Below are 11,383 nucleotides of genomic sequence, written 5' to 3' on the forward strand. Positions count from 1 at the left end.
GTTTACTCCTCTGCCCCGGCAGCTGAATGCGAATTCGAGTCCATGTCCGTTGCCGCCACTTCTTTCTCTTTCTTCTCGTGCTTCAGCGGCTTGCCCGGTTTCATGCCTTCGTACTTGTCGACGATGGTCTGGAACAGGTTCGGCGTGACCGAGGAGTAGAGCTCGACTGGATTGTTCTGGCTTGGCTTGGCAAGGGCTGCGTATTCAGCTTGTTCAAGCTGTTTAGGTGCCTTTTTGACTTCACTTACCCAGGCGTCGAAATCTTCCTGAGAAGTTGCGATCGCTTTGAATTTCATACCGGTGAAACCAGCGCCGCTGTAGTTGGCGGAGATACCGTCCATTTCAGCGTTGCGGTCAGCGATCAGGTGCAGTTTGGTGGTCATGCCCGCCATCGCGTAGATCTGGCCGCCCAGGCCCGGGATGAAGAACGAGTTCATCACGGCGTCGGAGGTGATCCGGAAGTTGACCGGGGTATGCGCCGGGAACACGATCTTATTGACCGTGGCAATGCCTTGTTCCGGGTAGATGAACAGCCACTTCCAGTCCAGCGCAACGACTTCGATGGTCACCGGCTTGACGTCGGATTCAATCGGACGGTACGGGTCCAGTTTGTGGGTCGAAATGTAGGTGATGTAACCCAGGGCGATGATGATCAGAACCGGGATGGTCCAGACCGCCACTTCGATTTTGGTCGAGTGCGACCATTTCGGGGTGTAGACGGCATCCTTGTTGGACGCGCGGTACTTCCAGGCGAACAGGAAGGTCATGACGATAACCGGCACAACGACCAACAGCATCAGCAGCGTGGCGGTGATGATCAGGTTGCGCTGTTCCAGGCCGACCTGGCCCGTTGGATTGAGCAGGGTCATGTTGCAGCCTCCCAGCAACAACGTGCCGAGCAGCGGCACTAGGCCTAGTAATCTGGGGTACCTGTTTTTACTCATCTCACGACCTCTAAAGCAGCTTGCGCAATGCAGTTGGGTTTTGATCGCCAACACTTCACCCTGCCAAGGGTTGGCATTTTCTTTGGATTGAATAAGGGCCGCCCGTCGCGCGTCAGACGCTCGACAAAACCTTGGGACAGCGGTCAGTTCTTATTCGAATTCGTGGTCAAAGGCCTTGTTACAGACCAATTCCATTTGGTGCGGAAAGTTGGAAGGCACCGACACCTGGGTGTCTCGAAAGCCTTTCGGCCGGCTCGACACCCGACTTCCTGTCCAGTTCCTTAATAAAGGTTGAACAGTGCCGGGAATTCAGTGCGGGCGATTGTAGATAGGTAGCGCCCTATACACCATGTCTTATCCCGAAATAATTTTTATCGCTCAGAGCAACAATCCATCACCGTTTTTGCAAAAGTTCCGCATGTTATCGAAATCGATTCTCAACAAAAACACCAAAAAATGTAGGCCTATACACCTCAGTTCAGACAGCTCCGAAGGCTTTTTTCCGGCAGCGAATCGGCGCAAAGCCCGATATTCAAAGGCCTCTGGCCATGTGCCAGAGCCTGTTAAAACTGCCTGATCTGGCACCTGCGTGCAAAACCAGAAAAATGCCGAAACAGACCAATCCTTTTTTGTAACATTACGCCAATCCGGGTTGCTGAAACGCCCTGCGACACGGCGTGTGTGACAACATGTCGCACACCTGTCGCACGCTCCATTGCCGTTCGTCACGGTGATTTCACAAACTCTCTGAAATGCAAAACGCCCCGAGCGGCTGATCCGCAAATCGGGGCGTTTTCTGTATCGGCCAATCCGTCGAAGAGTTGACTCAGCGCAGTGCTTTTCGGTTACGCGAGGTCAGCAGCGGCACCAGGATCACCACCAGCACGAAGGCCACTAGCGCCCATTGCGCCAGCGACAGGCCGAGGATCGGCGGGTACGGCGTCGAGCAGAAACCGTCGACCTGGAAGCCCAGCGGGAAGATCTTCGCCAGCGGCAGGTCGTCGACAATCGGCTGCAGCACATCGATGCCGCAGCTCACCGCCGGATAGAACTGGGTGTACACATGATGCCCGGCGACACCGGCACCGGCGATCGCGCAGATCACCACCAGTACCTCAAATACCGTGATGCTGCGGCGGGTGCGCATCGCCGCGCCGATAAACGCGAACAGCGCAATCAGCAGCAATGCATAACGCTGCAGGATGCACAGCGGGCATGGCGCCTCGCCCAGCACGACCTGCATGTACAGCGCACCGCCGATCAGTGCCAGACAGATGATGCCCAGCAGCACCAGAAAGCGCCGCTCACGTCCCAGTCGAATCGTTTCCTCGCTCATCGCGTTTCCCTTGTATGTCCATGGTTCAGCTGGCTGGCGGCTGCGCTTGCAGTTGCGCCATCAGACTGATGTTGTCTTCGATATGCCAATTGGCCGCGATGCGACCGTTGTCGATCTGATAGATATCGGTTGCCCGGAAGTCTACACGCTGGCCCTGCCCTTTGAGAGTCTTGAACGTACCGCTGAAGTGGCCGCGAAAGTGCAGATGCACCACCACGCGGTCACCGGCAATGATCATTTGCTCGATCTCGCAGCTCAGGTCCGGCACCGCCGTGCGAAAGAACTTCGACGCCAGCAACGGCCCGCTCGGGCCCTGCACCCGCCCTTCTGGCGGGGTCTTGTCGACAAACTGCGGCGACAAGGCTGCCGTGGCCAGGGCCTCTTCCCCACTGTTCCAGAAACTGCCGTAACGCCGCGCCGCCAGTTCCATTGCATCACGTTGAGCCTTGGGCAGGCTCTGATCGACGATCAGGGTCTGTGGTGCGATCAACGCCGATTCGGCCGAAGCAAACGGACTGGCCAGCAAAGCAGCCGACAGGCCAAGCGTTGCCAGGCTCGAACGAGAGGAGAAGATGATGTGCGACATGGGGGCGATCCTGATCAGTTAAACGAACGAGCGCCTATCATCAGCATCGGGGAATAAACGATAAACCGGTTAAGAAACGATTAACCTTTAAACACTTTTTAAGAATCAGAACCGCGTAACGGCCATCGCGGGCAAGCCCGCTCCCACAGATTCAGCGTCGTTCACACATTTTGTGCACGCCACAAATCCTGTGGGAGCGGGCTTGCCCGCGATGCAGACGACTCGGTGTTTGCAATTACTCCAAAGCCGCCGCCGGCCCGAAGAACTCATAACGGCTCTGCTGCTCCGGCACACCCAGTGCTTTCAGATGCCGCTTGATCGCGCCCATGAAGCCCTTCGGCCCCAAGAAGTAAGCATCGACGTCACGTTGCGCCGGCAGCCATTCAGCCAATTGCTCTTGGCTGAGCATTCCGACCTTGTCCGCCGCCGGACTCACGCCGTCATCTTCGGCGTAGCAATAGAAGCGCTTGAGCTGCGGATAACGCGCCGCCAGCCCGTCGATCCAGTCGCGGAACGCATGCACGCTGCCGTTGCGCGCGCAGTGGATAAAATGCACCGGGCGCTCGGTTTGCAACGCCGCTTCGAGCATCGCGAGGGTCGGGGTAATGCCGACACCGCCGCTGATCAGCACCAGCGGTTTGTCGCTGGCCGTCAGGATGAACTCGCCCGATGGCGGGAACAGTTGAATGCTCGCGCCGACGTGCAGTTGATCGTGCAAATGGTTGGACGCACGACCACCCGGTTCGCGTTTGACGCTGATGCGGTACTGACCTTTATTGGCCAGTGCCGACAGCGAGTAATTACGGCGGATTTCTTCGCCATCGAGGATCAGCTTCATGCCGATGTACTGACCCGGCTCGGCGGCAAGGATCGGCCCCTTATCCGCCGGTTCGAAGTAGAACGAGATGATTTCCGCGCTTTCCTCGACCTTGTCCACCACGATGAACTCCCGCGCCCCGCGCCAGCCGCCGACTGCCTGTTCTTTCTGGTCGTAGATCGCCGCTTCAGCGCCAATCAGGATCTCGGCCAGTTGCCCGTACGCCGCGCCCCACGCGCTCATCACTTCCGGCGTAGCGATTTCGTCGCCAAGCACTTCGGAAATGGCGCGCAGCAGGCAGGTGCCGACAATCGGGTAGTGCTCAGGGAGGATTTGCAGGGCGACGTGCTTGTTGATGATCTTCGCCACCAGATCGCCCAACTGGTCGAGCTGGTCGATGTGTCGGGCGTACATCAACACGCCATTGGCCAAGGCACGTGGCTGGTCGCCGCTGGCCTGATGCGCCTGATTGAACAACGGGCGGACTTCAGGGTATTCGGAGAGCATCATGCGGTAGAAGTGCGTGATCAGCGCTTCACCGCCGCTTTCCAGCAGAGGCACAGTGGATTTGACAATGGCACGATCCTGAACGCTAAGCATAAGAGTGACTCCAGAGCTTTTTTGAGAATTGCCTTAGGCTTATCAGCTTTCATGCCAGATATTTTATCCTTATAAATCAACAGCTTAATTTTTACGTAGTCATTTAGACACGAAGCACTTTATAGTCATATCGACCACATCGAGTCTCTTTGACTACATACCATGACCGCCAAATCCCTGCTCACCGCTTTACTGCCGCTGGTCTCCGACCTGTCCCGCGAACTGCCCGAAGGCGAACGCTATCGACGCCTGCTCGAAGCCCTGCGCGCCCTGCTGCCGTGCGACGCCGCCGCGTTGCTGCGCCTGGACGGCGAATGGCTGGTGCCCCTGGCGGTGGATGGCTTGAGCACCGACACCCTCGGCCGGCGCTTCAAGGTCAGTGAACATCCTCGTTTCGAGATCCTGCTGGGCGGCGCCGGGCCGACGCGGTTCGCCGCCGACAGCGACCTGCCCGATCCCTACGACGGCTTGGTCGATGGTCTGGGCGATCACCTCGAAGTGCATGACTGCCTCGGCTGCCCGCTGTTCGTCGATGAAAAACTCTGGGGCCTGATCACCCTTGATGCGCTCGATCCGGAGCGTTTCGAGCCGATCGAACTCGACGCCCTGCAAGCGTTCGCCAGCCTCGCCTCGGCCACGGTCAACGCCGCTGAACGTATCGAACGCCTGGCGCTGCGCGCCGAAGACGAGCATCAGCGCGCCGAGGTCTATCGCCAGGCCAGCGGCCAGCAGCAGCGCGAAATGATCGGCCAGAGCAAGGCGCACAAACGGCTGATGGAGGAAATCAATCTGGTCGGTGGCAGCGACCTGACCGTACTGATTACCGGCGAAACCGGCGTCGGCAAGGAGCTGGTGGCGCAGGCGATCCACGCCGCGTCACCGCGCGCCGACAAACCGCTCATCAGCCTCAACTGCGCGGCCCTGCCCGATACGCTGGTCGAAAGCGAACTGTTCGGCCATGTGCGCGGCGCCTTCACCGGTGCCACCAGTGACCGTCGCGGCAAGTTCGAACTGGCCAATGGCGGCACGCTGTTTCTCGATGAGGTCGGCGAACTGTCGCTGACCGTGCAGGCCAAGTTGTTGCGCGTGCTGCAAAGCGGCCAGTTGCAGCGGCTCGGCTCGGACAAGGAACATCAGGTCGATGTGCGCCTGATCGCCGCAACCAACCGCGATCTGGCCGAAGAAGTGCGCAGCGGCCGTTACCGCGCCGACTTCTATCACCGCTTGAGCGTGTACCCGCTGCGAGTCCCGGCGCTGCGCGATCGCGGCCGCGATGTGTTGCTGCTCAGCGGCTTCTTTCTGGAACAGAACCGCTCGCGCATGGGCCTCAACAGCCTGCGCCTGAGCAGTGACGCCCAGGACGCGCTGCTCGCCTACACTTGGCCGGGCAACGTGCGCGAGCTGGAACACTTGATCGGGCGCAGTGCGCTGAAGGCGCTGGGCAACTGCAAGGTCAGGCCGAAGATTCTCAGCCTGAGCGCGGCGGATCTGGATTTGCCGCGTGAGGTTGTGGGTAACTCGCCAGCGCCTGCCTCTGCAGTACCGGCGATACCGTTGATCAGCGGTGATTTGCGCAGCGCCACCGAGCAATATCAGCGGCAGTTGATCAGCGCTGCGCTTGAGCGTAACCAGGATAACTGGGCCAGTGCGGCGCGGGAGTTGGGGCTGGACCGGGCGAATCTGGGGCGGATGGCCAAGCGATTAGGCATGAAGTAATCACTTCATCCAGTTTGAGTGGATTCCTTGTGGCGAGGGGATTTATCCCCGATGTGCTGCGCAGCGGCACCAAGAAATGGGACTGCTGGGCAGTCCATCGGGGATAAATCCCCTCGCCACAGATGATTCTTGCCCTACCCGATAACCGACCTAAAGCCCACCCCGTTAACGCCGATAACCCGGCATCAATAGTTTCTGGCGATTTGCACCCTCGCCCATCACCTTTTTCCACAGAAGGTTCATATGTCTTCCACCAAAGCCCGCGCAGATTCACTTTCGCTTCTGCTGTTTACCTTGCGCAGCGGCAAGCTGATGGCGATCAACCTGCTGAAAGTCAGTGAAATCATCCCCTGCCCGCCGCTGACCAAAATGCCCGAGTCGCATCCGCACATCAAAGGCATCGCCACCCTGCGCGGCTCGTCGCTGTCGGTGATCGACCTCAGCCGCGCCATCGGCGAGCGACCGCTGGAAGACCCGAACGGCGGCTGCCTGATCGTTACTGACGTCAGCCGCTCCAAGCAGGGACTGCACGTGCAGGCGGTGAGCAAAATCGTCCATTGCCTGACCACCGACATCAAGCCACCACCGTTCGGCTCCGGCGGCTCGCGCGCCTACATCACCGGCGTGACCTCGGTGGACGGCACGCTGGTGCAGGTGCTGGACATCGAGAAAGTCATCCACAGCATCGCCCCGGCGCAGATCGAAATGGCCCCGACCGACCTGAGCATGGAAGACGCCGAAGTGTTGGGCAACGCTCGGATTCTGGTGGTCGATGACAGCCAAGTGGCGCTGCAGCAATCGGTGCACACCCTGCGCAACCTCGGCCTGCAATGCCATACTGCGCGCAGTGCCAAGGAAGCCATCGACTGCCTGCTGGATCTGCAAGGCACCGCACAGCAGATCAACCTGATCGTCTCCGACATCGAAATGTCCGAAATGGACGGCTATGCCTTCACTCGCACCCTGCGCGAGACGCCGGACTTCGCCCACCTCTACGTGCTGCTGCACACCTCGCTCGACAGCGCGATGAACAGCGAAAAGGCCCGCCTGGCCGGGGCCAACGCGGTGCTGACCAAGTTCTCGTCGCCGGAACTGACCCAGCGCCTGATCGAAGCCGCCAAACACGTCGCTGCCAACGGTCATTGATTCTTGAGCCAGACGTACTGCTTTCTGATGCGGCGCGACCTTCGTCAAGACGTGCCGCCGCCGCACTGGCCGGAAGGCATTGAACTGAGCACTTACCGCCCGGAACTGGCGGCGGCCGTGCATCAATTGATGCAACGCGGATACCGCGAGGGCGGCGGTCGCGTGCCAGCGCTGGAGGAGTGGCAACAGCGCTTTGAAAGCGATGCCGAATACGATCCCGAGCTGTGCTGGATTGCCACAGACGCCGAAGGTGTGATCGGGGTGGCGCAGTGCTGGACCAGTTCCTACATCAAGAATCTGGTGGTGCATCCACGCGCTCAGGGTCGTGGACTGGGTCGGGCGTTGCTGCTGAATGCATTCAAGGTGTTTCAGCAAAGGCGCGAAGGATTTGTCGATCTGAAGGTGCTGGAAGACAACCTGCGGGCGCAGCGGTTGTATGAGAGTGCCGGGATGATGGTGGTTCGCCGGGAATTGGTGCCAGCCGAATAAAAGTCAAAAGATCGCATTTCTCTGTAGGAGCTGCCGCAGGCTGCGATCTTTTAGCGGCTCATCAGGCAACAAAAGTCTTTAGGAATACTCCAACCTTTGGACTCTCAAGACCAAGGACGCCACCCCCATGAAAACCCTCACTCTGAGCCTGCTCTGCCTCACCGCCCTCGCCTCCCAGGCCCACGCCTCCAGCCCCGACGCCTGGGCCGCTTACGACAAAACCGTGCTCGCCAGTTGCACCAAGGCCAGCGGCCTGAAAGCTGCGAAACCGGTCGGCAGCCCCGCGCAGTTCGATGACCGCGTCGGCTATACCGCCGTGCTGCTGCAAGGCCAATACCCGCAAAAACACATGAAAGGCCAGCAAGGCACCGAACTGTGCCTGTACAACAAAAAGTCGAAAACCGCGTTCGTCACCGAATGGGACTCGATTCATCCGACCGCCAAGCCTTGAGGACTGGCGCACAACTTGCTTCGATCAGCCTCAGCCTGGCGACTTTACGTCGCTGTTTCACACCCTGATTGAAGATTGATCGTGCAATGAATACGACGTTTTCCTGCGTTGGCTGCGGCAAATGCTGCACCGACCACCATGTGCCCCTGACCCTCGCCGAAGCCCGCATGTGGGCGGCGGACGGTGGTCAGGTGATCGTGCTGGTGGAGGCTTTTCTCGGCAACGGCCTGGGCCTGCCGGCGCAGCAGCGTGAACACGCTGAACGACGTTCAGCAGCCGTGCGCAGCGGTACTACCGAGGCCCACGTGGCAATCACTTTCGCCGCCTACAACGTCGGTCGCTGCCGGAATCTTGACGAAGACAACCGGTGCCGCATCTACGAGCGCCGACCGTTGGTGTGCAGGATTTATCCCGCTGAGATCAATCCGCACATCCCGCTCAATCCGGCCGCCAAGGATTGCCCGCCAGAGTCGTGGCAGCAGGGGCCGCTGCTGATTGCCGGCGGGGAGTTGGTTGACCAGGAGCTGTTGGAATTGATCCAGCGCTCACGCCAGGCTGATCGCGACGACATCCGGATCAAGGACGCGATCTGTGCCGCTCTGGGAATTCGCACCACAGCGCTCAAGGGCGATGGGTTCACCGCGTATTTACCGCAGATGGACGCTTTTGCGTCTGTGATCGATCAGGTGTCTTCCCAGCCACTGAACACAGCATCCAGTGAATGGCTGTTTCATTTGTCCGGAGACGACGTGGCCGGGCAATTGCTGGCGGCTGGGGCGCTGGTGGTGACGGAGCCGGCGCAGACGTATGCGTTTATCTCTCTGCGGGCGGCTTGATCCGAAATTCCTGCCGATTGGACTGGCCTCATCGCTGGCAAGCCAGCTCCCACAAGGTTCCATGTCGTGCACAAGTCATGTGAACACTCGAGAAACCTGTGGGAGCTGGCTTGCCAGCGATGAGGCCAGTGGGAGCAGCATCAATCCTGTCCTTGCCGCCGCCCCCAGAACTCACGCGCCAGCAAGCGCAAATCCCCCGCTAACCCCGCCACATCCTCAGAGTTGCGCTGACTCAGCCGCCCCTCATCCACCGTCAATTCGGACGCCGTGCGAATGCTGACGATATTGCGATGGATGTCTTCGCTCACCGCGCTCTGCTGCTCCACCGCTGCGGCAATCTGCAGGCTCATTTCGGTGATCTGCTCGACCCGCTCGCTGATCCCGTCCAGCGCCCGCGCCGCACGCTGTGCCTGTTCGACGCTGTTATCCACATGCTCACTGCTTTGCTGCATCACCAGCACCGCATCGCGCGCGCCGTTTTGCAGGGTGCTGATCATTCGTTGAATCTCGTTGGTCGATTGCTGCGTGCGCCGCGCCAACCCGCGCACCTCATCAGCCACCACTGCAAAACCGCGCCCGGCATCACCAGCGCGCGCCGCTTCGATCGCCGCGTTAAGCGCCAGCAGATTGGTCTGCTCGGCGATGCTGCGGATCACCTCCAGCACCCCGGAAATCTCGCTGCTGTGGCCTTCGAGCTGATGGATCACCTCGGTCGCCCGCCGCAATTCCTCGGCCAGACGCAACACCGCACTGCGACTTTCACCGACCAGCCAATGCCCTTCACGGGTTTCCGTATCGGCCAGGTCCGCCGCCACCGACGCCTGCTGCGCATGGCTGGCGACCTGCGCGACACTCGCGGCCATTTGGTGAATCGCTGCCGCCACCTGATCGGTTTCCGCCTGCTGCACCAGCGAACTGCTGTGGCTTATTTGCAGATGATCAACCAGTTGCGCCGCATGCCCGGCCAACTGTTGCGATGCGTCACCCATACGCCCGACCACCGCGCCGACCTGGGCTTCGAGCATCTGCAGGGCAAACTCGATCTGGCCGAACTCATCGCCGCGCCCGGTGTAAATGCCCTGGCTCAACGGATTGTCCGCAACCTGCCGCGCCCGCTCGCTCAGCCGTTCCAGCGGACGCAGAATCCAGCGCACGCCTAATGCACAAACACTGCTGCCGACGACTAATGCCGTGCCATCGATCCACGCCGACTCCGGACGCAACCAGGCCTCGATCCCCAACACCAGACCCAGCAACGCACTGGCCAACGCCGTGATCCGGCCGCGCAAACCTAACCTGAGCAGCGGCCGCCGTCCCTTCACGTCGCCACGCAACTGCGCATAAACCCGCTCCGCCGCGGCCACCCACCGCGGATCAGGCCGGGTGCGCACCGACTGATACTCCACCGCCACGCCGTTCTGCGTGACCGGCGTGACATAGGCGCTGACCCAATAATGGTCGCCATTTTTGCAACGATTCTTCACCAGTCCCATCCACGAACGACCGCTCTTGAGCGTCTGCCACATATGGGCAAACGCCTGCGCCGGCATGTCCGGGTGACGCAACAAGTTGTGTGGCGTGCCGAGCAATTCGTCGCGGCTATAACCGCTGATCTGAATGAAATCGTCGTTGGCGTAAGTGATCGCGCTGGTCAGATCGGTGGTCGAAAGAATGTTCGCATCCAGCGCCACATCGACGCTACGGCCGGTTACCGGGAGATTGATCTTCATGGAAAGCGCGCTCGTTTTATGGGAAGAGTCGGCAGGGCTGCTGACTCTAAGCGCACCAATTGGTCAAATATTGATCTGGCTCAGGGGATGAGCACTTAGCCATCACTGCGACGGAAAATCGCAGTCGATGGCTGAAGGCGGGATGAAACTCAGCGCTTGCCCATCGAACGGCGGGTACCCGGCGGGGCCATGCCCGGGGTCTTGGTGTGACCATTCTTGGCGCCGTTCTTGTACCACGGCTGATTCGAACCCTTGGCGGCCGCCAGTTCACCCGGTTTGAAAGGGAACTTGAACGCCGGGATCTCGGGTTTGGTCTCGCTGGCGTCAGTCAGCTCGGCCGGGACATCGCTCACAGCGTCGTCAACTGGCGGTTGGATCGGGGAAGTCATAAAAGCTCCGCAAAGCAAAAAGTCCGGCCCGAACAGTGAGCCGCGAAGGCGCGCAGTATACCTGCGCGCCCGGACTCGGCACCTGAAGATTTGCAGCGGCTGTCAGGCCGTCTTCGCGAGCAGGCTCGCTCCCACAGGTGGACCGAGTACACCCGCCAGAGATTGGTCAGCTGGCAAGCCGCCATCGCTGGCAAGCCAGCTCCCACAAAAGAGCAAAAGTAAAAGCAAGATCAAAAGATCGCAGCCTGCGGCAGCTCCTACAGGGAAAACAAGCACAACCCGCACGCGGCGCATGCCGCCCCACTCAACAGGATGAGCGCAAGCTCGGCTGCAGCTCTTGATC

General features: G+C 60.0%; 11 protein-coding genes. 5 read left to right on the plus strand and 6 right to left on the minus strand.

Features of this window, described 5'->3' with window-relative positions; translation table 11 throughout:
* Window positions 1–2: 2 nt before the first annotated feature.
* From cyoA to hmpA, 4 genes are all read right to left on the minus strand, one after another.
* Window positions 3–944 (minus strand): ubiquinol oxidase subunit II, encoded by a 942-nt coding sequence (gene cyoA, locus GTQ41_RS21845; RefSeq protein WP_027612162.1) that lies wholly within the window; start codon window positions 942–944, stop codon window positions 3–5.
* 826 nt (window positions 945–1,770) lie between these two features.
* Window positions 1,771–2,280, minus strand: a complete 510-nt coding sequence (locus GTQ41_RS21850; RefSeq protein ID WP_007968385.1) for a disulfide bond formation protein B — start codon at window positions 2,278–2,280, stop codon at window positions 1,771–1,773.
* A 25-nt stretch (window positions 2,281–2,305) separates the two neighbouring features.
* A complete protein-coding gene (locus GTQ41_RS21855; RefSeq protein WP_047296379.1) occupies window positions 2,306–2,866 on the minus strand; it encodes an ester cyclase in 561 nt (186 codons plus the stop codon).
* A gap of 235 nt (window positions 2,867–3,101) precedes the next feature.
* A complete protein-coding gene (hmpA, locus tag GTQ41_RS21860; RefSeq protein ID WP_047296381.1) occupies window positions 3,102–4,283 on the minus strand; it encodes an NO-inducible flavohemoprotein in 1,182 nt (393 codons plus the stop codon).
* Between the two features lie 162 nt (window positions 4,284–4,445).
* On the opposite strand from hmpA, the gene norR reads away from it, so the two are divergent.
* The 5 genes from norR (at window position 4,446) to GTQ41_RS21885 (ending at window position 8,921) form a co-directional block, all read left to right on the plus strand.
* Window positions 4,446–5,999 (plus strand): nitric oxide reductase transcriptional regulator NorR, encoded by a 1,554-nt coding sequence (gene norR, locus GTQ41_RS21865; RefSeq protein WP_047296382.1) that lies wholly within the window; start codon window positions 4,446–4,448, stop codon window positions 5,997–5,999.
* Window positions 6,000–6,242: 243 nt separating this feature from the next.
* The gene (locus GTQ41_RS21870; protein WP_047296384.1) at window positions 6,243–7,145 is read left to right on the plus strand and encodes a chemotaxis protein CheV; all 903 of its coding nucleotides are present in this window, start codon (window positions 6,243–6,245) and stop codon (window positions 7,143–7,145) included.
* A 27-nt stretch (window positions 7,146–7,172) separates the two neighbouring features.
* A complete protein-coding gene (locus tag GTQ41_RS21875) occupies window positions 7,173–7,634 on the plus strand; it encodes a GNAT family N-acetyltransferase (RefSeq protein WP_047296386.1) in 462 nt (153 codons plus the stop codon).
* 127 nt (window positions 7,635–7,761) lie between these two features.
* Window positions 7,762–8,085, plus strand: coding sequence for a hypothetical protein (locus GTQ41_RS21880; protein WP_047296388.1), 324 nt, complete (start codon window positions 7,762–7,764; stop codon window positions 8,083–8,085).
* An 86-nt stretch (window positions 8,086–8,171) separates the two neighbouring features.
* Window positions 8,172–8,921 (plus strand): YkgJ family cysteine cluster protein, encoded by a 750-nt coding sequence (locus GTQ41_RS21885; RefSeq protein WP_047296389.1) that lies wholly within the window; start codon window positions 8,172–8,174, stop codon window positions 8,919–8,921.
* Between the two features lie 140 nt (window positions 8,922–9,061).
* Here the strand turns inward: GTQ41_RS21885 and GTQ41_RS21890 are convergent, their stop codons facing one another.
* Window positions 9,062–10,651, minus strand: coding sequence for a PAS domain-containing methyl-accepting chemotaxis protein (locus GTQ41_RS21890; protein WP_047296390.1), 1,590 nt, complete (start codon window positions 10,649–10,651; stop codon window positions 9,062–9,064).
* Between the two features lie 149 nt (window positions 10,652–10,800).
* Window positions 10,801–11,040, minus strand: coding sequence for a hypothetical protein (locus GTQ41_RS21895; protein ID WP_047296393.1), 240 nt, complete (start codon window positions 11,038–11,040; stop codon window positions 10,801–10,803).
* Window positions 11,041–11,383: the final 343 nt, after the last annotated feature.

Source organism: Pseudomonas sp. AN-B15 (genome assembly GCF_019056475.1).
Taxonomy (GTDB): Bacteria; Pseudomonadota; Gammaproteobacteria; order Pseudomonadales; family Pseudomonadaceae; genus Aquipseudomonas; species Aquipseudomonas parakoreensis.